Here is a 24219-nt window from a genome sequence, read left to right as displayed (position 1 = left end):
AACAGGCCCGACCTCGCCCGCGAGCCTATCATAACCTGTGGATTGTCACAGTCGGACAGGCCTCACGGGCGATCTCGCAAAGATGCTCGTGGTGCGTCAGATAGATCACCTGGCCGACGCGGGCCATTTCGGCCATCTGCTCGAAGGCGCGGCCGGCGCGTCCGTCGTCGAAGGTCTCCATGATGTCGTCGGCGATGAAGGGCAGCGATTCGCGCGCGGCTGCGATTTCGTGATAGCCGGCGATTCTGAGCGCCAGATAGAGCTGAAAGCGCGTGCCCTTGGAGAGATCCTTGGCAAGCTTCGACCCACCGGCCGCCGCATTGGCGATCAGGAACTCCTGTCCCCGGTCGGACTGCGCCGACAGGCCGGAATATTCTCCGCCGCTGATCCGGCTGAAGGTCTCCGACGCGCGCCGCATCATTGCGCTGCGATGCCGCTCGCGGAAAAGCCGGAGCGCGGTCTCGGCGGCGATTACGCCGGCGCGAAGCCGCAGATAGGCAAGCGCCTTGTTTTCGATGTCGAGCAGCAACGTCCGCCGCTTCTGTTCGAGTTCTGCGACCGTGTCGCCGCCTTCGACAGCCGCGAGCGCCTTTTCTCTTTCCCGCATCTCCGTATGCAGTTCACTGACGTCGCGGTCGCTTTGTTCGAGTGCGGCATCCAGCCGTGCCAGCTCCAGCCGCACCGCCGTGTCATCGAGTTCCGCGAGCAAAGCCTCCGCCTGCGTGCTCTCGGCGACATCAAGGCGGGAGGCAAGATCCGCCTCCGATTCGGCGATGCGTTCACGCAGGCGCTGCTGTTCCCGACCGGCCTCGAATAGCTGCGCGGCCTCATCGAGCGTTTCGCAGTCGAAGAATTCAAGCACCTGCCGCCTGCGCGCCACATGGAGTTCCCGCTCCGCACAGGCGACACGCCGCTCTTCCTCCAGGCGGGCGATTTCGGCGAGGAAGGTTGCGCGGCGATCCGAAAGCCGCTGCGCCTCGGCGGCGCGCGTCTTCAACGTCATGTAGGTCGTCAGTGTGTCATCAGCGGCCGTCCCGCGGGCAAGCTCGGCAATGGCACGGTCGAATTCAACCTGGTCCTTGCGCATGCCGGCGATGCGATATTCGAGGTCGGCCTTGCGCTGCGTCAGCTTATCGAGCTCCTGCAGGATCGTCAGCATCGGACCGGTCTGCTCTGGCGTCAGCGGTTCGCTCCGCGCGGCCAACCAGCTTTTGGCAAGAAGTTCCGACCATTGTTCTTGCCACGCGTCCATCGCGTCTTCAGCCAGATCGAGCGCCGACTGCCGGCTTTCCAGAAGCGTTCGCGCCCGCTTTGCCGCCTCACGGGCTGCGTTGCGGGCGCCGTCCAGCGCACGCGCCTGCGACACCGCCTGCTCGGCGGCAAGGAGAAGGTTGTCGAGCCGCTCCGGCAGGCGTCCGTCGATATCTATGGCCGCAAGCTCCTCGCGCAAGCCGGCAATCGCTTCGGCCTCCTCGGAATGGGCGCGATCGAAATCCTGGCGCGCCGCGCGCAAATGCGCGCGCAGGTCCAGCGCCGCAAGCCGTGTGGTCAGCCAAGCCTCCAGCTGCGTCAGACGCATCACGCTAGGTAAGCCGCAGGCCAAGACGGCTGTTGCCAAAACCTGCGCTTGCGTCGCCGCGTCGGCCAGAGATTGCTTCTCCTGCTGACGCAGCGTCGCGATGCGGGCACGCCGCTCGGCGATCGACAGCGACAAGCCGCGCATGTCGGCAAGCTGCGCCGTGTCCGCAAGGCGTCGCGCGGAAACCTCATCGTCTTCGCTCATCGCCTGCTCGAAGGCAGTGGCCGTTTCCAGAGCAAGCTCCGCCTTGTGCTGGCGCCACGCTTCATTGCGGCGCTGACGCAGTGCTGAGGCCGAGAAATCGTCCATCGTGCCGCCAACGGCGGACAGCCCGGCCAGCCGCGCCTCGTCCCCCGCCAGCAACTCCTGCTCGGCGGCGATGCGGTCGACAACTCGCAAATGCCGCTCCTCCTGACTGGCAGCTGCCCTGCGCCAGGTCTCCAGCGTTGCCGGCGACGGGGCGTCGAGCGCGAGCAGGTCATCGGCCGTTCCGGCAAAGGGCCTCAGCTGCACAAGCTTGTCGGCGAGTTCCGCATCCAACCGGTCGATGGCCTGTTGCGCCGCCTGCTTGCGCAGGACGCAGTCGCTGCGCCGCAACAGCGACAGCTTTTCGGCAAGCCCGGAGACGTCCGCTGCCCCCTGCTCTTCGAGCCGTAGCAAATCGCCTTCAGCGTCCCGATCCGATTCGACGGCGCTCTGCAGCTCCAGGCGAGCCGAAGCGACACGTTCGACGAGGGCCGAGTGCCGGCGCGCCAAATCCTGAAGCTGCGCGCCGGTCCCGGCCGCAAGTAAAAGCGACGCGGGATCGCGGTCAGCCGGTTCGCCGAGCCGCAACAGGCAGCCAAGAATTTCTGCCCCGGTCCGCGCCAGATCCTCCAATCGAGACGGCATGTCGCGCGCCGCGGTGACATAACGCGCATCAAGCGCGGTTTCCTGAAGCGCGGTCAGGCGCTCGATCAGGCAGAGGCCTTCCTTGTCGAGCGGCATTTCCTCGAGCGCATCGCGGCGATGCTGCATCTCGCTGTCGATCTGTCGTAGCCTGATCTCCGTCTCCGCCTCCTGGCGCCGAAGCGCCGGCAGTTCACTCGCCCACTCCGCTGGCGGGACCGGCAGCGGCGGAGCGCCCGCCAGTTCCGCACGGAGGGCGCGCAGCCTGCCGAAATGGGGCAACGCTTCGACCTCGACTTTCAGGCGGGCCCGCGCCAGCCGCAACTCGGCTCGACGCGTGATCGCTTCGTCGTGGCGTTCACGCGCCTGCGTCAGCGTCTTGCGCAGCGCCGCATATTCGCGTGCATTGATATCGAGCGCATTGCGTTCGACCCTCAGGGCCTCAAGCTCGCCTTTCAGTTCCGCAAGCTGATGCTTGCGCGCCTGTGGCCGGTAGAAGCCGTCGGCCTGCCCGCGCAGGGCCGCAAGGATCGCCGTGCTGTCCGGCAGGCCCGAGCTCGCCGAAAACAGCAGTGACCCGAGTTCGCCCTCGCTTTTCAGGATCGCCTCGCCGCCCTTCTCGATGCTCTCGTCGTCCAGCGAGAACATCATCTGGTAGGTGTCGCGATCGATCGCGCCGAGCGCTCCGGAAAACGTGTTGTCGGGCAAGGGCTGGTCGTCGAGGCCGACCAGTGAATTCGTCTTTCTCTTGATGCGGAAGACCCGATCGAAGCGGCCGGCCGCTTCGATCGTGCCGCCCACGCGCATCGTCTGGTAAGGGTGCAGGAAGCCGTAGGGGCTCGAATGCTCGATGCCGAAGAGTAGGTCGAGAAAACCGGAAAACAGAGTCGATTTTCCAGCCTCGTTCGGGCCGTAGACGATGTGGAGGTCGGGAGTGCCGGGCACGCCATCGCCGAAGTCAAGGCGACGATCGGTAAACTTGCCGTAGCGGACGAGATCGAGCGCGCTGATCCGCATCAGTGGCCACCCTCGCCGGCGCCACCGCCATGAAGATGGGCGAGCACCTCGGCGGTTCCCGACACACCGGCTTCAAACGCCAGCCGCGCGACCGCCTCTTCGTCCGGCGCCAGCGATTGGCGAAGCTCGGGCGGAAGCTGTTGCAGGACGTCTTCCACGGCCGCCAGCACGTCCTGGCGAAACCCGTGCGCCGGCAAGACGTCCGCTTCGACGAGCGCCGCCAGCTCTTCGACGGGATCGAGCATGGCGCCCGGTTTTTCGGTCCGGGCGTTGCCGCAGGTGAGTTCGACCTTCTCGATCCAGCAGCCGGCGATGCCGGCGGCAATGTTGTCGATCTCCGCCCGCAACAGGTCCGCGTCACGGCGAAGGCGCCAGGCCAAGGGCGTCGCGCCTGCGAGCGTCAGACGCAGGATGACGTTCTCTGCCGCCGCTTCACCACAGGTGCGCGAAAGCGCCTGCCTGACGGCATCGAGCATGTCGCGCCATTCCGTGATGCCCGTCAGATCGACACGAAGGCGTTCGAAGCTGGCGATGCCGATCGCCCGCTCGGCAAGACTGACATGGCCGTCGTCGTCGACCGTGACGAACGACACGCTCTTCACGCCGACTTCATTGATGTCGCGACCCTGCGGCATACCCGGCATCACGATGAAGGGCTCCGCCGCATGGACCTGCCGCTGGTGGATGTGGCCGAGCGCCCAGTAATCGAAGCCATGGGCAACGAGATCGGCGACGCTGCAGGGGGCATAGAGATCGTGACCTGCGGCCCCTGCGAGGCTCGTGTGCAGCATGCCGATGTTCACCGCACCGGGCACCGGCGGCTGGAAGGCCGGAAGCAGGCTTTCGGGCGCATGCGGGCTGGCGAAGCTCACGCCGTGCACATAGACGTCGCGACCGCTTGCCAGCGTCTTGGCGACCACCGCCTTTGCCCTGCCCTTGAAGACGTGGGCGGATGGCGGCAGGGTCAGTTCATTGGTGACCTGCGACTGGGCGTCGTGGTTGCCGCGGATGATGAAGACGCGGATGCCGTGTTCATCCAGCCGGCGCAGTTCCCGTCCGAGAAACAGGGCCGTGTTCATCGACGTCTGGCTGCCGTCATAGAGATCGCCGGCAATCAGCAGGGCATCGGCCTCTTCGGCGATGCAGAGATCGACGATCTTGACCAGAGCCTGCCGCGACGCCCCGCGCACGATCTCTGCGAGGTCGGCATTTCTAAGGGCGAGGCTGCGGAGAGGCGAATCGAGATGCAGGTCTGCGGTATGGACGAAACGGAAGGGCATGGCCGACCATGGCCGTCCCGCCACCGCCCGTCAATCAGCCGTCACACGTCATCCACTTGCGAGATGCGCAGGCTCCCGGCAAGCATATTTCAGCCTGCTGAAGTAAAGGCGGCGCTAATACAAATGCTGTTGGCGGCGATTGTTAACATCGTCTGTTCAAGACATCGCGGCGCTACCTGCAAATATCAGATTATACTCACTTTAATTGATTAGGGCTTTTGTAAGATCTTGTTCGATAGGTTTGCCCCGGCTGCGTTTCAAGCGCGTCCAGGCACCGGAATGATTCCTGCTTCGGCTATCCGCTCCGTCATGACGATCAAGAGCCGGAATGACTTAATTCAAGTACAATTTTACGGACGGCCGTCCTTCCGGGGGTACCATGTCACGGCTCAAGATTTCCCGCACGCTTATTGCCCTTTTCCTCGTGGTCGCCGTTATCGTTTCGGCGCTTGCCGTTTCATCTCTCGGCGGCATCAAGATGATGAACGAGCGCAACAACGAGATCGCCACCACCTGGCTACCGCGCGTCTCGCTTTCCCGCGCGCTCGAAACGCAGCTTTCCGATACCCGCATGGCGTTTGCCCGCCATCTGATTTCCCTGACGCCGTTTGAAAAGAAGGCAGCGGAAAAGGTCATCGGTGAGACCGTCGGAGGCTTCAACAAGCTCGCCGACGAATATTCGAGCCTGATGGTCACCGATGCCGACAAGGCGGCGCTCGACAATGTCCGGACTGCCTATCAGGCCTATCTCTCCGTCGCCGAAGGCATGGTCAAGCTCTCCAACAACCTCGAGAACATGAAGGCGCAGAGCGTCTTCAAGGTCGAGATGCGCGAGACCGAAGGCAAGGTCGACGAGGCGATCAAGGAAATGCGGGCGCTGAACCTCGCCGGCGCGGATGCCGCCGTTGCCGCAAGCTCGGCCACGCATGACCAGATCCGCATGATCGAGATCGGCGTCATCGCCCTTGCCGCCGTCATCGTGCTCGGCGCCATCCTCTATGCCGTGCGCGGCATCGCTCGCCCGATCCAGATCATCACCCGCTCGATGGCACGCCTTGCCGAAGGTGACACCGACAGCAGCATCCCCTATGGCGCCCGCAAGGACGAAATCGGCGAGATGGCCCGTGCGGTCGAGGTCTTCCGCCAGGCGGCGATCGCCAATCAGCATCTCGAAGCCGACGCCCAGACACAGCGCGCCAAGGCGGAAGCCGAGCGTCTGCGCGTGACGGAAGAAGCGGAAGCAGCAGCCCAGCGCCGCCTTCAGGAAGCCACCGCCGGTCTTGCGAGCGGCCTGCGCCGCCTTGCTTCGGGCGATCTCGCTTTCCAGCTCAACGAACCCTTCTCGCCCGATTTCGAGCAGCTGCGTCACGACCTGAACCAGGCTGTCGCCCAGCTCGCCGACACGCTTGCCGCCGTCTCGTCAGCATCGGGCAGCATCGACAGCGGTGCCCGTGAAGTCAGCCAGAGCGCCGACGACCTGTCGCGCCGGACCGAGCAGCAGGCAGCGTCTCTGGAAGAAACGGCGGCAGCACTCGACCAGATCACGGTCAATGTCGGCAATTCGTCAAAGCGCACCCACGAGGCCCGCAGCGTTGCCGGCCAGGCCAACGAAAGCGCCCGCAAGTCCGGCGCGATCGTCTCGGGCGCGGTCGACGCCATGGGCCGCATCGAGCATTCGTCGAGCCAGATCTCCAACATCATCGGCGTCATCGACGAGATCGCTTTCCAGACCAACCTGCTGGCGCTCAACGCCGGCGTCGAAGCAGCACGTGCCGGTGATGCCGGCAAGGGTTTCGCCGTCGTCGCCCAGGAAGTGCGCGAGCTTGCCCAGCGCTCGGCCAACGCGGCCAAGGAGATCAAGGATCTGATCCGCAACTCCGCCGTCGAAGTCGAAAGCGGCGTCCGTCTCGTGCGCGAAACCGGCGAGGCTCTTCGCACGATCGAAGGCTTCATCGTCACGATCAACCAGCATATGGATGCGATCGCCGTCTCGGCACAGGAACAGTCCGCCGGGCTCTCCGAGGTCAATACGGCCGTCAACCAGATGGACCAGGTCACCCAGCAGAACGCGGCGATGGTCGAGGAAGCCAATGCGGCAAGCGCGACGCTTGCCCAGGAAGCCGGCCGTCTGCGCGAACTGATCGCGCGCTTCACGCTCGCCGAGGCTGGCGGTCACGGCTACGCCCAGTCGACCAACGGCGCGCGCTGGGCCGCCTGATCGCGATCGGAGGCGTCGCGCAAGTCGTGTGACGCGCAAACGGTCGCCTGTCGCGAGAATTTCTTGCCGCATCGAGTGAAACGGCCGCCAGAAATGGTGGCCGTTTCTTTGTCGGCGATGGAGTTACCGTGAAACGCCGGAGGTTTGTGTCGACAAATCCGGCAATTATAACTATCACTAATGTTACTGCCATTTCACATGGCACCTCATGAAATTCCAGCGACGATCATGAAGAAGACATTTGAAGTTTCCGATAGACTGTTCGAGCTTTATCACCGGGTTCACCGGCTGGTGAACGAATCGATGACCGAGGAAGGCGTGTCGCTGGCGCGCAGCAAGTTCCTCTTCTTCCTCAGCAAGCTCGGCCCCTGTCGTTCGACCGACATCGCCTGTGCGCTGAACTTCGCGCCGCGCACCGTCACCGAAGCGATCGACGGCCTGGAGCGTGACCGCCTGGTCATGCGCAAGCCCGATCCTGAAGACCGGCGCGCCAAGATCGTCTCGATCACCGAAACGGGCCGCGTCGTACTGGAAGCCGCAGAGCATCCGCGCAAGCAGCTGCTCGAGGAGATCTTCTCGGCCCTCGACGACGAAGAACTCGACGCGCTCTTTGATATCGTCGGCAAGCTGGTCGACCGGACGGACGAGATCCGCAAGCGCAAGGATGAGGCCGAAGAGGCAGCGCAGATCGCGATCGCCCGCTAGGAGCGTTCTCGCTCGTCGCAAATCACAAGTGCCGAAACAGAAAGAGGCCGGGACGTCATGTCCCGGCCTCTCCCGTTTTCTCCGGGCGGTAACGCTTACATCGCGTTAATGGCGCCAATGGAGAAGAACAGGGTTTCGCCAGAGGAGTCGTCGACGCCGTCATTGTCGGTGACGACATAGCCGTTGCCGGCGGCATCGACGGTGAAGCCTTCGACCTTGTCGACGACGTAGCCATTCAGCGCCTTCAGTTCCGGAATGAGGTCACGAACCTCTTCCTTCTTGACGACGGGCAGTTCACCGCCAAGGGCAGCTGGCTTCAGTTCCGAGAGCGCAACGCGATAGATCTTCTTCAGCTTGGCAGCCTGACCGATCAGGTTGTCGCGCTCGATGACATAGGCATAGTCGCCGTGGACGGAAATTTCCGACAGACCAACCCAGCCGTCACCGGCCTTTTCGAGTGGGTAGCGCACGGCGCCCCATTCTTCGCTCTTCACGTTGTAGGAGACGAGCTTGACGAAGCCCTTCTCGTCATCCTTCCATTCGCGCTGAACCGCCATCCACAGCGTCTGCTCGTCGCCTTCGCCGACAACGGTGATGCCTTCGAAGCCAAAGCGGGTTTCGCCGGCACGCAGCGCTTCCGGCAGGGCGATTTCCTTCTTGATCTCGCCCTTCTTGTTCACGTGGAAGATCGCGTGGCTGTAGAGCTTGTCGGAGTTGCCTTCCGACGCAAGCCAGAAGCCCCCTTCCCCGTCATTGGCGATGCCTTCGATGTCGAGCTTCTGCGCCGGTGCGCCATCGCGGGTGATGGCGAGCGCTTCGGTGATCAGCGCCGGCTTCTGGGTGGCGTCGATGGTGAAGATCGTGGGCTGCGACGAGTAGACCGAATCGTTGACGGCGCGCAGGAAGCCGGGCTTGTCGGCGACGGCAGCGAGACCGGAGAGTGCGCCGAAGCCGATCGGCAGGCCATCCTTCTCGGCGGAGCGGATCTGCGGATAGACCGCTTCGCCCTCGGCACGCTCATAGATCATCACGTGCGAGCGCGCGCCGCCGTCCTCGACGAGATCGACTTCGTTTGCGGTCGCAAAGAGATTGCGCGCGGGGATCGCGACGGCGCCTTCCGGCGAGATGCCCGACGGCAGGAGCTGCAGCAGCTCAGGCTCGGCGCCCGTATCCTTGTAGACGCCGACGATCGAGGCACGCTCGGACAGAACGAAGAACAGGTTGTCGTCACCGAACTTCGCCGCTTCCAGGCCCTCGGGCTCAACGCCCTTGGCCGAAGAGCGCTTCTCGGGATAGTGGCCGATGGCGGCAATCGCATGCTCGAAGCTCGCGCCCGATTCGAAGAGTACCTTGCCGGTGGTGTCGAAGATCGTGAAGCCGCGCGAACCGCCTTCATAGTCGCCTTCGTTGGCAACAACGATGCGGTTGTCGTCGAGCCACTTCACCGCGTCGGGCTCGCGCTTGCGGCCCGGCTGCTCGTCCTTGAAGGCAATCGCGCCGTTGCGCTTGGTGTCGATGTTCTTGAGGTCGACCGTGCCGGCAGAGAAATGCGTCTTCACCGTTCCCGTCTTGCCGTCGATGATGACGATGTGGTTGTTCTCCTGCAGCGTCAGCGCGATCTCGTCCTTGCCGTTGAAGGAAACGAATTCCGGCTCCGGGTCTTCACCGGCGATTTCGGCAAGACCGGTCAGCGTCACGCGCTTCAGCGAACCGCAATCGGCAACACCATCCTTCAAAGACAAGATGACGAGGTCGCCGGCCGGCATCTGCGGGATCTTGCCGTCGTTCAGCTCTTCATCGCGCTCGTTCTCGATGGCGATGGCCGCCAGCGTGCGGTCCTTGTTGACGGCGATCGAATCCGGCTGGCCGCCGAGATCGCAGGTGGCATCGACTTTCTTCGAGGCCAGATCGACGATCGCAAGGAGCCCCGAAGGCTTGACGAAGCTTTCGCGCGTGTTGACCGCGACGAGTGCCTTTGCACCGGCGATGGTGACCGAGGTCGGCTCGCCGTCAAAAGAGACCGTGCCGGCTGCCTTCGGCGCCTTGGCATCGGTGATGTCGATCAGGCCGACGCGCTTGCCGGGGCTGTCGGAATAGACAAGCGTGTTGCCGTCTTCGCTGGCCGTGATGATTTCGGCAGATGTCGGCGCCTTGCGCGCATCGCCTTCCGGCAGGTTATCGGCAACAGCAAAGGATGCAATGCGGTTGAAGACGGGCTCGGCCGCCGCAGGAAATGCTGCGGATGCAAGAAGAACGGCCGCAAGCGCGGTCACGCGCGAAGTGATGGTCATGAAATCCCCCATGTGCGAACACTGAAAACATGGGGGTTCTGCGCGATGCCGATGACAGCCGAATGACAACGCTTGGGTTTTACACCGTTCCGGTTGCAGGCGCGGCGCGCTCGCGCCGCAACTCGTTGCGCATGATGAACAGCGAGGCGCCAAGGATCAGCACTGCGCCGACCCAAAGATATCCTGTCGGCGCGTAACCGAAGACCAGCCAGCCCGCAAAGACGTTAAGCGGCAGCTTCAGATCGTCGAAGGGCTGCACATAGGCGGCGTCGGCAACAGTATAGGCGAGCGTCAGCAGATATTGTGCGACTACGGTCAGTATCCCGGCGAGCAGCAGGAAGCCGAGTGCTGTCCCATCCGGCATGGTGAAGCCGGCCGAAAGCGCGATGGCGCCGTTGATCGGGGTCAGAAGCACAAGCAGCCATACGGTGATCGTTTCGGGGCGCTCGAGACTTGTGAGGCTCTTGGTGATGAGCGACGAAGCGCCCCACAACAGCGCCGACAGGATCGGCAAAAGGGCGGCCCAGCTGAAGCTGTCCGACCACGGTTCGAGAATGATCATCGCCCCGGCGAAACCGACCGCGGTTGCGGCCCAACGCGCCGCGCCGACGCGTTCACCGAGAAACAGGCGGGCGCCGAGGATGATGAAGAACGGCGAGGTCATGACCAGCGCGATCGCCTGCCAGATCGGCACGTGCGCCAGACCGGAGACCCAGGCCCCCACACCGAAGGCGGCCAGCACCACGCGCGCGATGTGACGCCAGGGATAGTCGGTGCGCATGGCCGACAGCCCGACGCGTCGCAGAAACGGCAGTGAGAAGAGGAAGGCGAAGGCATATTGCCAGAACGCCATGGCGGTGGCTGGAAAACCGAGCTTCATCGTCAGCCATTGGGTGACGACATTGAGGCCGGCGAAAGCGATCCCGGCCAACACCATGAAGCCGGCTCCGGCCATGGCGCGCGAGGAGGAAAAGCCGAGGGAAGTCTGATTCATGTCATGCACCCTGAAAGCGGACCAAACACAAATCAGGACGCATGAGCGCACGGCACGACGCCGGGCATCCCTGCCCTTCGTGCCAGCGACCATTCTCTTTCATCCGGACTATGACCGTCGGCTCCGGAGTTGCACCGGATCTGCTGACCCTCTCCCCAAAAATCGAGGAAAGGCGCTCGCGGGCTTGGGCCACCTTCGCGCGTCTCCAAGACGCCGCGCTGTCATGCCCTTACCGCCGGTGGGGACTTTCACCCCGCCCTGAGAATGGGCAAGCCCTAGAGCAAATGACGGACACCCGCAAGGGCTGCCCCCAAAATGCGAAAGGGTCCGGCTTGCGCCGAACCCTCGAATACCTGGACTGCCGGCCTCGTGTCCGGCCGCCAAGCAAATCTCATCAGCCGTTGACGGCATCCTTCAGGCCCTTGCCGGCCGTGAACTTCGGCACGTTGCGTGCCGGGATGTCAACTTCCGCACCCGTGGACGGGTTACGGCCCTTCGAGGCTTCGCGGCGCGAAACCGAGAAGTTGCCGAAGCCGACCAGGCGAATGTCGCCGCCGTTCTTCAGCTCAGCCTGGATGGTCTCGAAAACTGCATCAACTGCAGAAGATGCGTCGGTCTTGGAAAGTCCGGCCTTCTCAGCAACGGCAGACACGAGCTCATTTTTGTTCATGTTTCCACCCCTTTCAGATTGGTTCGAAACGACTGTGTTTTAAGGCGCGGCGGCTTGCGCTTCGCCCGCGTCTTGCCTTTCCCAATTGCGCCTAATCCCTTGGAATGCAAGGCTTGCAGGGCGCTTTTACAACAAAAAAGACCGGCCAATGGCCGGTCTTCCCAATTTTTCTGCAAAATGAGCGCCGCGCGAGCCGGCTGCACCCATTTTCAAGCGCCCGTCAGTGGGCGACGGAGGAGCCTGCTTCGTCCTGCGAATCAACCGGTGCTACGGTTGCCGGCTCGTTTGCCGGGTCCCAATCGATCGGTTCCGGCATGCGCACCAGAGCGTGTTCGAGCACCTCGCCCACCCGCGAAACCGGGATGATTTCGAGCGCGTTCTTCACGTTGTCCGGGATCTCGGCGAGATCCTTGGCGTTCTCTTCCGGGATCAGCACCTTCTTGATGCCGCCCCGCAGCGCTGCCAGGAGCTTCTCCTTCAGACCGCCGATCGGCAGCACGCGGCCGCGCAGCGTGATCTCGCCGGTCATTGCGACATCCTTGGAGATCGGGATGCCGGTCATGATCGACACGATCGTGGTTGCCATGGCGACGCCGGCCGAAGGGCCATCCTTCGGCGTCGCACCTTCCGGTACGTGCACGTGGATGTCACGCTTGTCGAACAGCGGCGGTTCGATGCCGAAGTCGATTGCGCGCGAGCGGACATAAGAAGCCGCCGCGGAAATCGATTCCTTCATCACGTCGCGCAGGTTGCCGGTGACGGTCATGCGGCCCTTGCCGGGCATCATGACGCCTTCGATCGTCAGAAGCTCGCCGCCGACCTCAGTCCATGCGAGACCGGTGACAACACCGATCTGATCGTCACGTTCGGCTTCGCCGTGGCGGAAGCGCGGAACGCCCAGATAGTCGTTGATGTTGGCAGCGTTCACTTCGACCTTCTTGGCCTTGCCCTTGATGATCTCGGTCACGGCCTTGCGGGCGAGCTTCATCAGCTCGCGTTCGAAGTTACGCACACCGGCTTCGCGGGTGTAGGTCTGGATGACCGCCATCAGCGCGCCGTCTGTGACCGAGAATTCCTTCGGCTGCAGCGCGTGGTCGCGGATCGCCTTCGGCAGCAGATGCCGCTTGGCGATTTCCAGCTTTTCCTCTTCCGTGTAGCCGGCGATGCGGATCACTTCCATGCGGTCCATCAACGGCGCCGGGATATTCAGCGTGTTGGCGGTGGTGATGAACATCACGTTGGACAGGTCGTATTCGACCTCCAGGTAGTGGTCCATGAAGGTCGAGTTCTGTTCCGGATCCAGCACCTCGAGCAGCGCCGACGACGGATCGCCGCGGAAGTCCTGGCCCATCTTGTCGATTTCGTCGAGCAGGAACAGCGGGTTGGACCGCTTCGCCTTCTTCATCGACTGAACGACCTTGCCCGGCATGGAGCCGATATAGGTGCGGCGGTGGCCACGGATCTCGGCTTCGTCACGAACGCCGCCCAGCGCCATGCGCACATATTCGCGGCCGGTCGCCTTGGCGATCGACTTGGCGAGCGAGGTCTTGCCGACGCCCGGAGGGCCGACGAGGCACAGGATGGGGCCCTTGATCTTGGTCGAACGCGCCTGCACGGCGAGATACTCGACGATGCGCTCCTTGACCTTGTCGAGGCCGAAATGATCGACGTTGAGCACTTCCTCGGCATGGTTCAGGTCGGTCTTGATCTTCGACTTCTTGCCCCAGGGCAGGCCGAGCAGCCAATCCAGGTAATTGCGAACGACGGTGGCTTCCGCCGACATCGGGCTCATCTGGCGCAGCTTCTTCAGCTCTGCATCAGCCTTTTCGCGCGCTTCCTTGGAAAGCTTGGTCTTGGCGATACGCTCTTCGAGCTCGGCCATCTCGTCGCGGCCGTCCTCGCCGTCGCCGAGTTCCTTCTGGATCGCCTTCATCTGTTCGTTGAGGTAGTACTCGCGCTGGGTCTTCTCCATCTGGCGCTTGACGCGCGAGCGGATGCGCTTTTCCACCTGCAGGACGGAGATCTCGCCTTCCATGAAGCCGAGCGCCTTTTCCAGGCGCATCTTCACGCTGGTGGTCTCCAGCATTTCCTGCTTTTCGACGATCTTGATCGACAGGTGCGAAGCGACCGTGTCGGCCAGCTTCGAATAGTCCTCGATCTGGCTGGCAACGCCGACGACCTCGGGAGAGATCTTCTTGTTGAGCTTTACGTAGCTTTCGAATTCGGAGACGACCGAGCGGCTGAGCGCCTCGATCTCGACCGGATCTTCCTCCGGCTCGCTCAGGCTATGCGCCGAAGCCTCATAGAATTCCTCGCGCGGCGTGTAGCCGTCGATTTTGGCGCGCGCGCGGCCCTCGACCAGTACCTTGACGGTGCCGTCGGGCAGCTTCAGCAGTTGCAGAACGTTGGCGATGGTACCGACTTCGTAGATCGCAGACGGTTCCGGATCGTCGTCGGTGGCGTTGATCTGGGTGGCAAGCATGATCTGCTTGTCCGTGCCCATGACTTCCTCAAGCGCACGGATCGATTTTTCGCGGCCGACGAAAAGCGGCACGATCATATGCGGGAAGACTACGATGTCGCGGAGCGGCAGGACCGGGTAGGTCGCGCTTTCAGTCGCCGGTGACGTTTTGTTCGTCATGTCATTTCCTTTCCGTCCCGATTTCGGGCCCGTATCCGGGAGCCCTACAGGCACTCCCGGCTGTCATATTTTCCACATGAAAGTGGAGTGCGACCGCGTCCATTTCAAGGCTCGACGCAGACATCCACAAACAGTGGCCGGGTCCTTCTGACTACGCATCAATGCTGTTGCGGACCTTGCGACGGACTACAAGCTCATGGACCGCAACCATTAAGGTCCTTCATTGAATCGTCACATCATTGCGTTGTTTGCGGCACTTTAGCAACAATCGAATTGTGAAATCTGCGCCCCGGCGCAGGTGTCTCAACAGCTAAGTGTGAACACATGAAGCAGACATGAAAAAGCCCGCACGAGGCGGGCTTCTCAAAGGGTAATTCAGGACGCTCAGGCCGAAACGTTGGTCTTTTCGTCCGACCGTTCCGAGTAGATGTAGAGCGGCCGGGCAGCGCCCTTGACCACCTCGTCCGAGATAACCACTTCGCGCACGCCTTCGAGCGTCGGCAGCTCGAACATGGTGTCGAGCAGGATCTTCTCCATGATGGAGCGAAGGCCACGGGCACCAGTCTTGCGCACGATCGCCCGACGCGCGATCTCGCGAAGCGCGTCCTCGTGGAAGGTCAGTTCGACGTCTTCCATCTCGAACAGGCGCTGGTACTGCTTGATCAGAGCGTTCTTCGGCTCGGACAGGATCTGGATCAGCGCATCTTCATCGAGATCTTCCAGCGTCGCCAGAACCGGCAGACGACCGATGAATTCCGGGATCAGGCCGAACTTGACGAGATCTTCCGGCTCCAGTTCGCGCAGAACTTCGCCGACACGGCGATCTTCCGGCGAGCGGACCGTTGCGCCGAAACCGATCGAGGTCTTCTCGCCACGGGCGGAGATGATCTTGTCGAGGCCGGCAAAGGCACCGCCGCAGATGAACAGGATGTTGGTCGTATCCACCTGCAGGAATTCCTGCTGCGGATGCTTGCGGCCGCCCTGCGGCGGTACCGAGGCAACCGTGCCTTCCATGATCTTCAGAAGCGCCTGCTGCACGCCCTCGCCCGATACGTCGCGGGTTATCGACGGGTTGTCGGACTTGCGCGAAATCTTGTCGACTTCGTCGATGTAGACGATGCCGCGCTGGGCGCGCTCGACGTTGTAGTCGGCAGCCTGAAGCAGCTTCAGGATAATGTTCTCGACGTCTTCACCGACATAACCGGCTTCGGTCAGCGTCGTTGCGTCGGCCATGGTGAACGGCACGTCGATGATGCGGGCGAGCGTCTGGGCGAGATAGGTCTTGCCGCAGCCGGTCGGGCCGACCAGCATGATGTTCGACTTCGCAAGCTCGACGTCGCTGCCCTTGGCGGCGTGCGCCAGGCGCTTGTAATGGTTGTGAACGGCGACCGAAAGGATGCGCTTCGCCTGCTGCTGGCCGATGACGTATTCGTCCAGAACCTTGATGATTTCCTGAGGCGTCGGAACACCGTCGCGGGACTTGACCATCGAGGTCTTGTTCTCTTCGCGAATGATATCCATGCACAGTTCGACGCATTCATCGCAGATGAACACGGTCGGTCCGGCAATCAGTTTTCGGACTTCGTGCTGGCTCTTGCCGCAGAACGAACAATAAAGTGTATTCTTCGAGTCACCGCCGTTGCTTCCGCTGACCTTGCTCATTTCCACTTCCTTCCAGCACGCCGGACACTTTCAAGATAAGTATCGCGGACCACTCAATTTGCCCTGAGCCTCAACCTCAAACAGGGCTTCCGGGAGTACTCACCGCCCCAGGCGTAAACGCCCGACGCAGTCGCAACGACTCTCCCAACTCCGAACGAACACTACGCTGACAGATTCCAACATAGCATTAATGGTTCATATTACCGGCTTTACCCTGTCGATAAAGCCCTTGAGCCATTACAATTGTGTCACAATTACATCTATCCCGACACAAATGCGCGTTATCAGGCCTGCTCGCCGCCCTCGATCTCTTCGCGCGAGGTCAGAACCTTGTCGACAAGGCCCCAGCTCAGAGCTTCGTCCGCATTCATGAAATGATCGCGATCGAGCGTCTGCTCAACCTCTTCATAGGTCCGTCCGCAGTGCTTGACGTAGACCTCGTTGAGGCGGCGCTTCATCTTCAGGATGTCCTTGGCGTGACGCTCGATATCCGAGGCCTGGCCCTGGAAACCGCCCGAGGGCTGGTGAACCATGATGCGCGCGTTCGGCGTGGCGAAACGCATGTCCTTGTGGCCGGCGGCCAGGAGCAGCGAACCCATCGAGGCGGCCTGACCGACGCAGAGCGTCGAAACGGCCGGCTTGATGAACTGCATCGTGTCGTAGATCGCCATGCCCGACGTGACGACGCCGCCCGGCGAATTGATGTAGAGCGCGATTTCCTTCTTCGGGTTTTCCGCTTCAAGGAAAAGAAGCTGGGCGCAGACGAGCGTTGCCATCTGGTCTTCGACCGGGCCGGTCACGAAGATGATGCGCTCCTTCAGAAGGCGCGAAAAGATATCGTAGGAACGTTCACCGCGGTTGGTCTGTTCAACAACCATCGGCACCAGTGCCAGGGCGGTATCAACGGGATTTCTCATATCGAACCTTCATCAATCGGGTTCGCAAAACCTTTGCGAACCGGGAATCACGGGATTTACCTTCTGCTCCTACATAGAGTGTCAACACCCTTCACTTCAAGTCGCGAAGCTTCGATAAGCTTAATCGAAGGTCCGCTTTGCTTCGAAGTTCGGCCGTCCTCCACACATGGTTGGCGATAGAACATTTTTCCATCGATATCCTCGGTTGAGGCGATGGACGCAAACTCTGCACACAGGCTTCGGTGATATCGGTAAACGAAGGGGAAATCCGCGAACCTGGGCGCTGTTCACAGCTGCGACTCGATCGGCAGCACACGGATTACCCCGGCGATCATGCGCCTTGCCAGGCTCGCGTCCGGCTCGTGGCGCACCAGCCGCTCGGAGCCATTGGCGCGGTCACGCCAGACAAGACGCGATCCTTCGATGTCGACCCGGTAGCTGATCGACGGCGAAGTTTCCTCCTCGAACATGGAAGCCAGTTCGCCGGCGAGTGCCGCATCCTGAAAGACGACGCCCATTTCCGTGTTGAGTGAAGCGGAGCGCGGATCGAAGTTCATCGAGCCGACAAAACCGTTCAGGCCATCGACCACGAACGCCTTGCTGTGCAGGCTCGCGTTGCGGCGTCCGAACAATGTCATGCGGTGTCCCTCGGCGACATCGCCCTGCTCCTTCAACTCGAAGAGCGCGACGCCGGCCCGGATGAGCTTCCGGCGATATTTGACATAACCGCCGTGAACGGCGGCAACGTCGGTCGCTGCAAGCGAATTGGTCAGGACCGCCACGCGAGCGCCGCGCGAAACAATGGCGGCGAGTTCCCGCGTGCCGGCAACGCCGGGAATGAAATAGGGCGAGATTATCCGCAAGTCCCGCGTGGCTGCCTCGATCAGCGGAAAGAGTTCGCGCAACAGCCAGTTCTGGCGCCGCTGCATCAGCGCCTTTTCCGGCGGATCGGATGCCAGACGGATCTCGGAACTCCAGTGAAGCCGCCGTGTGCCTTGGTAGATCTCCGCCTCTTCAACCGCCTTGTCGACGCGCTCGAGATAGAACCGGCCTGCCGGCGTGCGCGCCAATCCTTCGACGGCATCGCGCAGTGCCGGCAGATACTGCTTGCGCGGCGTGCGCAGCGCCGCGATCGGGAGCACGGATGTGCTGTTCCAGTAGCGGTCGAACATGGCAGACGCCTGCTCCAGCACGGGTCCGACCATCCAGACATCGAGGTCACGGAAATTGGAGAGCTCGGCGGCATCGAAATAGGCGTCTCCGATGTTGCGGCCGCCGGCTATCGCAACGCGGCCGTCGGCTACCCAGAGCTTGTTGTGCATGCGGCGCGTGGCGCTGAAGGCGCGGATCGCCATTTCGAAGCCGCGGCGAAAGCGGTCGGTGCGCGCCCGGCTCGGATTGAAGAGCCGTACGTCGATATGGGGATGGGCGTCGAGTGCGATGCACATTCGGTCATGGATGCCCGCATTGATGTCGTCGAGCAGCAGCCGGACGCGCACGCCACGGTCCGCGGCGGCCAGGATCTCGCGGGCGAGAAGAAGACCGGTCAGGTCGCCCTTCCAGTAGTAGTACTGCAGGTCGAGGCTGCGTCCGGCGCGCCGTGCTGCGTGCGCTCGGACCACCAGGGCCTCGATATTGTCGGAAACAAGCGCCACCCCATTGGCACCCGCCTGCCCCGCAACGAGCGGCGCCACATATCGGTCGAGCTCCGTGCCGGCATCGGCCAGCGGGAGTGCGCTTGACGGCGGCCCGTGCGGGCGGCGGCCGAACCGGCCGTAGACATAGAGAACCGTCGCCACAACCAGTCCGAGGATGGCGGCAACGGTGAACAGGATAGAGGATCCCATCGAAAACTCGCCCGTGCCTTTAGGCCGCCCCCGTACGCCCGGCTTCGACCCGTCGGCCGTCTCTTTGTTCCGGCTGCGCCGCCTTCAGGTCGATCGAGGCCTTTACCGGCAGATGATCCGAGGCGATCCGCGCCAACGGCGAATCGTGCACGGCGACCGACGTCACCAGGCTATGCGGGTTTCCGAGCACACGGTCGAGCGGCAACAGGGGAAAGCGTGAGGGAAAACTGGCGACCGTCGCGTGGGACGGATCGAATACCGGGCTGAGGAAGGACAGCGATGAACGCCGCCCCATCCGCCATTCATTAAGGTCGCCGATGAGCAGCGTCGGCCGCCCGTTCGCGTCGGACGCTGCCTCGAGGATCGCCTCGGCCTGCTGGGCACGCGAATGCCGCAGAAGTCCTAGATGGGCGGCGATGATGCGCAGCGGCCCCACTTTCAGATCGAGATCGACGACCAGCGCACCGCGCGGTTCCACGCCGGGCAGCTTGAGCTGCCGCACGTCGGAAACGGCGCCCTCACGCAGCAGCAGGACATTGCCGTGCCAGCCATGCCCCTTGGTCGAAAATCCGGAAATCGGCACCGAAACAAGGTGTGCCTCGCGGCGCAAATGCTCGAGATCGAGCAGACCGGCACGCTCACCGAACCGCTGGTCGGCCTCCTGAAGCGCGACGATATCTGCGCCCAACTCACCGATGACATTGGCGGTACGACCGGGGTCGAAGCGCCCGTCGGTGCCGACGCATTTGTGGATGTTGTAGGAGGCGATGACGATATCGCCACGGCTGACCGCGGCTTCGCGATGAACGACGGTGGGGCGTCTCTTGCGGATCGCAGCGACGATCCCCGCCGATAGACTGGACTGGTTTTTTCCCATGCCGCTCCCTGCTTGCTGGCCGCATCATGCGCAAATAGGTCGCCTGGTGCCACAGAAAAAGGGAGGAAAGCGGAAGTTTGTTCCCCGTGGATAGCACGCCGGGAGATACGGACGCCGGCAGCAAACGCGCGCTACCGGCGCCCCTTCCCGCGCTTTCGTTCAATCGGCCGGCCCTGCAAACAGGATCAGATTTCCGTCGGGATCGAGCACGATAAACGTCCGTGCGCCCCAGGGTTCCGTGCGCAACGTTTGGTGAAAAAAGACCCCGGCCGACTGGTAGCTCAGGAACAATTGCTTGATGTCATTGGCGGTATCGAGGGCGATGGAGGCGGAAAGCAGGTGCTCGCGCTGCCGGATGTCGCCGACGAAGACGGGTTCGCAAACGAGACGCAGAGCGAGCCGAGCATTGTCCCGGATCACCTGCCCATAGAAGGGCGGATCGCCGTAGACGAAATCGACCGCAAAGCCGAGCTTCTCTGTGAAGAAGTCGCACGCGGCGCTGATATCGGCAACGAACAACTGCGCGGCTGTCGATTGCAGCACCGGCTGCGGTGTGGCGGGTTTGGATTGCAAGGTCATTGTCAGGGCTCCTGATTTGAGCGCCTGCCAACTGTCGAACCCCGATTGACGCGCGATCAGTTCCTGCGCGTCGGCGAGCTTGAACTCCGACTTGAGAATGGTCTTGTCGTCAAGATCGCGGAAGCGCGGCAAGGCAGCCCTGATCTCGGCTGCGACCGGATAGTATTGGTCGCGATGCCATCTGAGGTATTGCTTCGCCTGCTTCTTCAGGTTTTCAAAGTTTGGCATGGGCGCAACTACGGTCTGTGTTCCGTAGGCGGGCGTTGCCCTTTCAGCCCTCTGCCGATGCGCCCTACGCAGCCAGCAGAGATTGGCCGCCATGGCACGTGCTGTCAACGCCCCGATGGCCGCGGGTGCCGATATCCGCCCTTGCCGGCCGAACCGCGGTTCCCTTAGACATAGGGACCATTGAAGTCCGCGTAGAGCCGCTGCCATGCCTGCCATTTCCATCGACCGCACGCTGAGGCGCGTTTCCATCAACGCGCGCGATCCAGCCTTCTACCGTGATCCGCTCGCAGCCTATGCCGAGATCCATGCGCAGTGCCCGGCCTTCTTCTGGGAGGAACGTCAGCAATGGTATTTCGCCGGCTACGACCTGGTGAACGCACTTTTGCGCGACCGACGCTTCGGCCGGCAGATACTGCATGTGGCGACACGCGACGAACTCGGCCTGCCGCTGCCGAAGCCGCATCTGAAGGATTTCGACGCGCTCGAAGAACATTCGCTGCTGGAACTCGAACCGCCGGCGCACACGCGGCTGCGCACGCTCGTCAACCGGGCCTTCGTCTCGCGGCAGATCGAACAGCTCCGGCCGGACATCGAGCAACTGTCGCATGCCCTCATCGACGGCTTTGCCGATGACAGCGAGGTCGAACTGCTGAAAAGCCTTGCCGAAACGCTTCCCGTGACGATCATCGCCCGCATGCTCGGCATTCCCGTCGAAGCGGCGCCCGATCTGCTCGACTGGTCGCATCGCATGGTCCGGATGTATGTCTTCAACCCGAGCTACGAGACCGAACTCGACGCTAACCAAGCCTCCGCGGATTTTGCCGACTATCTGCGCGGCATCATCGCCGAGAAGCGCCGCACCCCCGCAGACGACCTGCTGACGCACATGATCACCTCGGAAAAGGATGGCGAGCGGCTGTCGGAGGCGGAGTTGGTCTCGACCACCGCCCTCCTCCTCAATGCAGGTCACGAGGCGACCGTGCATCAGATCGGCAACGCGGTGAAGACGATCCTGCAATCCGGACTTCCGGCGAAAGACCTCTTTGCCACGGAAAGGGCAACCGCGCTGACGGTGGAGGAGTGTCTGCGCTTTGCGGCACCGCTGCATATTTTCCAGCGTTATGCGCTCTCGGATATCGAACTCGATGAAGGCGTCACTCTGCGAAAGGGCGACAAGATCGGCCTGCTGCTCGGAGCGGCGAATGTGGACCCGAAGAAGTTCACCGGACCGAACGCGTTCCGGCCGACGCGCGACGAAGGCGCCAATGTCTCTTTCGGAGCGGGCCTGCATTTCTGTATCGGCGCGCCGCTTGCCCGGCTGGAGCTCAATCTGGCGCTGCCTATCCTGTTTCAGCGCCTGCCGAACATGCGGCTGAAGAACGAGCCCGAGGTCAAGGACGCGTTCCATTTTCACGGCCTGGAACGCCTCGACCTCGTCTGGTGACGAGCACCGAAGACTGATCTCCGGTGCTTGAGCGATCACAGACGGATGACATAGTCCTTGCGGGTCGTCTCCACGACCTCCCAGGTGCCCTCAAAGCCGGGACGCAGGATCATGCTGTCGCCGGCGCGCAGATGCGCCGCTTCGCCGCCATCCTGCGTGACGATCGAATAGCCTGAGAGGATGTGGAAGTATTCCCACTCCTCGTAGACGATCCGCCATTTGCCGGGCGTCGATTCCCAGACCCCGGCATAGAGACCACCTTCGGCCTCCTCAAGGTTCCAGGTCTTGAACTGCGGCGCACCTGAGATGAGCCGGTCGGCCGCAGGCGTACCGATTTCCGCCTCGGCGGTGGACAGGTCAAACTTCTGCATATTCGTCATCTTGGCACCCTTGCGAAGGGCGCGCTGGCGCGCCCTTCGCGGCTAGTGTTTCAAAGCTTTGCCAACGACTGTTCGAGATCGGCGATGATGTCCGAGACATCCTCAATGCCAACCGACAGGCGCACGACGTCAGGGCCGGCGCCGGCCGCCACCTGCTGCTCGGGCGTCAGCTGGCGGTGCGTGGTCGAGGCTGGGTGAATGACGAGCGAGCGCGTGTCGCCAATATTGGCGAGGTGCGAGAACATTTCCAGCCCCTCGACGAAACGCTTGCCCGCCTCGTAGCCACCCTTGAGCCCGAAGGTGAAGACGGCACCGGCGCCCTTCGGCGAATAGCGCTGCTGCAGGGCGTGGTTCGGGTCGTCCTCCAGCCCGGCATAGTTGACCCAGGAAATCTTGTCGTGCGTCTTCAGCCACTTGGCGACCGCAAGCGCGTTGTCGCAATGGCGCTGCATGCGCAGCGGCAGCGTTTCGGAGCCGGTCACCAGCATGAAGGCATTGAACGGCGAGATCGCCGGACCGAAGTCGCGCAGGCCGAGGACGCGCGCGGCGATGGCGAAGGCGATGTTACCGAAGGTCTGATGCAGCACGACGCCGGCATACTCCGGACGCGGTTCGGACAGCATCGGATACTTGCCGGACTTCGACCAGTCGAAGGTGCCGCCATCGACGATGACGCCGCCCATGGAGTTGCCGTGGCCGCCGATGAACTTCGTCAGCGAATGCACGACGATATCGGCGCCATGCTCCAGCGGCCGCAACAGGTAAGGTGTGGCCATGGTGTTGTCGACGATCAGCGGCAGGTCGTGCTTGCGGGCAACCTCGGCGATGGCGGCAATATCGACGAAGGTGCCGCCGGGATTGGCGAGGCTCTCGATGAAGATCGCCTTGGTGCGCCGATCGATCTTCGCCTCAATGGAAGCCGGATCGGCAGGGTCGGCCCAGCGGACCTGCCAGTCGAAGGACTTGAAGGCGTGGCCGAACTGGTTGACCGAGCCGCCATAAAGCCGGTTGGCGGCAATGAAATTGTCGCCCGGGCTCATGATCGTGTGGAAGACGAGGAGCTGTGCGGCGTGGCCGGAGGCGACGGCGAGCGCCGCCGTGCCGCCTTCGAGCGCGGCAATACGCTCTTCGAGCACTGCCTGCGTCGGGTTCATGATGCGGGTATAGATGTTGCCGAACTGCTGGAGACCGAAGAGTGCCGCCGCATGGTCGGTGTCGTTGAAGACGAAGCTCGTCGTCTGGTAGATCGGCGTCGCCCGTGCACCCGTGGTTGGGTCAGGTTGCGCCCCCGCATGGATTGCGAGCGTGTTGAAACCAGGATTGTCTTTCGTCATTTCGTCCCTCCCGTGACCAGAGCGCGGCCGCCAACCGGCGCGCCGGAGATGCTCTATCACCTTGAATCTACGCGTGAACCGCTATCGAACCTGCGCAGTTGCACGCGCAAGCCGCGGCACTATTCCAGAGCCTTCGCATGCGGTCAAAGAGGATTTTTCAAGAACTGACGGTTGTATGGTCCGCCGGCGATGTGCCGCCCGAGATCAGCCGATCAGGCGTGGGTACTCGATCGCCGGACAGCGGTCCATGACCACCTTGATGCCGGCGGCTTCCGCTTTCGCCGCAGCGCCGTCATGGCGCACGGAGAGCTGGCCCCAGATCGCCTTCGGCAGCGTCTCCAACGCGAGAATCTCGTCGACGAGCGCCGGCAGGGCGTCGGCAGCGCGGAAGACGTCGACCATATCGATCGGCTCCTTGATATCGGCGAGCCGCCCGACCACGGCCTGGCCCTGGATGCTCTTGCCGACATGCCCGGGATTGATCGGGATTACCCGGTAGCCCTTGCGCAGCAGAAACGCCATGACCCGATGGCTCGGACGCTCAGGATTGGGCGAAGCGCCGACAAGGGCGATCGTCTTGGTCTCGCGCAGGATGTCTGCGAGATAATAGTCCGGGTAAGCGTCGTGGTTCATCTGCAGCTTCGGATCCGTTCGTGTTAAACGGTCGT

17 protein-coding genes and 1 riboswitch are annotated in these 24219 nt (G+C 62.6%); of the genes, 3 read left to right on the top strand and 14 right to left on the bottom strand.

The window, feature by feature from the left end; all coding sequences use genetic code 11:
- Positions 1-28: 28 nt before the first annotated feature.
- Together IB279_RS06775 and IB279_RS06770 are read right to left on the bottom strand one after the other, a co-directional pair.
- The gene (locus IB279_RS06775) at positions 29-3484 is read right to left on the bottom strand and encodes an AAA family ATPase (RefSeq protein WP_113188302.1); all 3456 of its coding nucleotides are present in this window, start codon (positions 3482-3484) and stop codon (positions 29-31) included.
- Positions 3484-4764, bottom strand: coding sequence for an exonuclease SbcCD subunit D (locus tag IB279_RS06770; protein ID WP_060580872.1), 1281 nt, complete (start codon positions 4762-4764; stop codon positions 3484-3486). The genes IB279_RS06775 and IB279_RS06770 overlap by 1 nt, the downstream gene beginning before the upstream one ends.
- Positions 4765-5143: 379 nt before the next feature.
- On the opposite strand from IB279_RS06770, the gene IB279_RS06765 reads away from it, so the two are divergent.
- Both IB279_RS06765 and IB279_RS06760 read left to right on the top strand, forming a co-directional pair.
- A complete protein-coding gene (locus tag IB279_RS06765) occupies positions 5144-6982 on the top strand; it encodes a methyl-accepting chemotaxis protein (RefSeq protein WP_113188301.1) in 1839 nt (612 codons plus the stop codon).
- A 228-nt stretch (positions 6983-7210) separates the two neighbouring features.
- Positions 7211-7687 carry a MarR family winged helix-turn-helix transcriptional regulator gene (locus IB279_RS06760; protein WP_034803611.1) on the top strand — a complete coding sequence of 159 codons (477 nt, stop codon included), beginning with the start codon at positions 7211-7213 and terminating at the stop codon, positions 7685-7687.
- A 95-nt stretch (positions 7688-7782) separates the two neighbouring features.
- Here the strand turns inward: IB279_RS06760 and IB279_RS06755 are convergent, their stop codons facing one another.
- From IB279_RS06755 to IB279_RS06715, 9 genes are all read right to left on the bottom strand, one after another.
- Positions 7783-9990 carry an esterase-like activity of phytase family protein gene (locus tag IB279_RS06755; protein WP_162741217.1) on the bottom strand — a complete coding sequence of 736 codons (2208 nt, stop codon included), beginning with the start codon at positions 9988-9990 and terminating at the stop codon, positions 7783-7785.
- Positions 9991-10057: 67 nt separating this feature from the next.
- Positions 10058-10972, bottom strand: a complete 915-nt coding sequence (locus IB279_RS06750; RefSeq protein WP_113188300.1) for a DMT family transporter — start codon at positions 10970-10972, stop codon at positions 10058-10060.
- Positions 10973-11059: 87 nt separating this feature from the next.
- A riboswitch (FMN riboswitch) is annotated at positions 11060-11242 on the bottom strand.
- 124 nt (positions 11243-11366) lie between these two features.
- Positions 11367-11642 carry a DNA-binding protein HupB gene (gene hupB / locus IB279_RS06745; RefSeq protein ID WP_034803616.1) on the bottom strand — a complete coding sequence of 92 codons (276 nt, stop codon included), beginning with the start codon at positions 11640-11642 and terminating at the stop codon, positions 11367-11369.
- A gap of 220 nt (positions 11643-11862) precedes the next feature.
- A complete protein-coding gene (gene lon, locus IB279_RS06740) occupies positions 11863-14283 on the bottom strand; it encodes an endopeptidase La (RefSeq protein ID WP_034803619.1) in 2421 nt (806 codons plus the stop codon).
- 384 nt (positions 14284-14667) lie between these two features.
- The gene (gene clpX, locus IB279_RS06735; RefSeq protein ID WP_034803621.1) at positions 14668-15945 is read right to left on the bottom strand and encodes an ATP-dependent Clp protease ATP-binding subunit ClpX; all 1278 of its coding nucleotides are present in this window, start codon (positions 15943-15945) and stop codon (positions 14668-14670) included.
- A 284-nt stretch (positions 15946-16229) separates the two neighbouring features.
- Positions 16230-16862 carry an ATP-dependent Clp protease proteolytic subunit gene (locus IB279_RS06730; RefSeq protein WP_034803630.1) on the bottom strand — a complete coding sequence of 211 codons (633 nt, stop codon included), beginning with the start codon at positions 16860-16862 and terminating at the stop codon, positions 16230-16232.
- A 287-nt stretch (positions 16863-17149) separates the two neighbouring features.
- On the bottom strand, positions 17150-18709 hold the full coding sequence (locus IB279_RS06725; protein WP_113188299.1) for a phospholipase D family protein: 1560 nt from the start codon (positions 18707-18709) through the stop codon (positions 17150-17152).
- 19 nt (positions 18710-18728) lie between these two features.
- Complete coding sequence (locus IB279_RS06720) at positions 18729-19586, bottom strand: endonuclease/exonuclease/phosphatase family protein (RefSeq protein WP_034803635.1); 858 nt, start codon at positions 19584-19586, stop codon at positions 18729-18731.
- Between the two features lie 159 nt (positions 19587-19745).
- Entirely contained in the window at positions 19746-20393 is a 648-nt protein-coding gene (locus IB279_RS06715; RefSeq protein WP_113188298.1) for a VOC family protein, read from the bottom strand.
- A 205-nt stretch (positions 20394-20598) separates the two neighbouring features.
- Here IB279_RS06715 and IB279_RS06710 point away from each other — a divergent pair, with 205 nt between their 5' ends.
- Complete coding sequence (locus IB279_RS06710) at positions 20599-21837, top strand: cytochrome P450 (protein WP_113188297.1); 1239 nt, start codon at positions 20599-20601, stop codon at positions 21835-21837.
- Between the two features lie 35 nt (positions 21838-21872).
- On the opposite strand, the gene IB279_RS06705 is transcribed toward IB279_RS06710, so the two are convergent.
- From IB279_RS06705 to IB279_RS06695, 3 genes are all read right to left on the bottom strand, one after another.
- The gene (locus tag IB279_RS06705) at positions 21873-22217 is read right to left on the bottom strand and encodes a cupin domain-containing protein (protein ID WP_034803653.1); all 345 of its coding nucleotides are present in this window, start codon (positions 22215-22217) and stop codon (positions 21873-21875) included.
- A gap of 50 nt (positions 22218-22267) precedes the next feature.
- Positions 22268-23551: an O-acetylhomoserine aminocarboxypropyltransferase gene (locus IB279_RS06700; protein WP_034803656.1), complete on the bottom strand. Its 1284-nt coding sequence runs from the start codon at positions 23549-23551 to the stop codon at positions 22268-22270.
- A gap of 204 nt (positions 23552-23755) precedes the next feature.
- Positions 23756-24184 (bottom strand): CoA-binding protein, encoded by a 429-nt coding sequence (locus IB279_RS06695; RefSeq protein WP_034803659.1) that lies wholly within the window; start codon positions 24182-24184, stop codon positions 23756-23758.
- Between the last annotated feature and the right edge of the window lie 35 nt (positions 24185-24219).

This window comes from Ensifer sp. ENS06 (genome assembly GCF_014852205.1).
In the GTDB taxonomy this organism is placed as follows: domain Bacteria; phylum Pseudomonadota; class Alphaproteobacteria; order Rhizobiales; family Rhizobiaceae; genus Ensifer; species Ensifer adhaerens.
The sequence above is the reverse complement of the archived record's forward strand: the minus strand, read 5'-3'. Positions and strand labels throughout refer to the sequence as shown.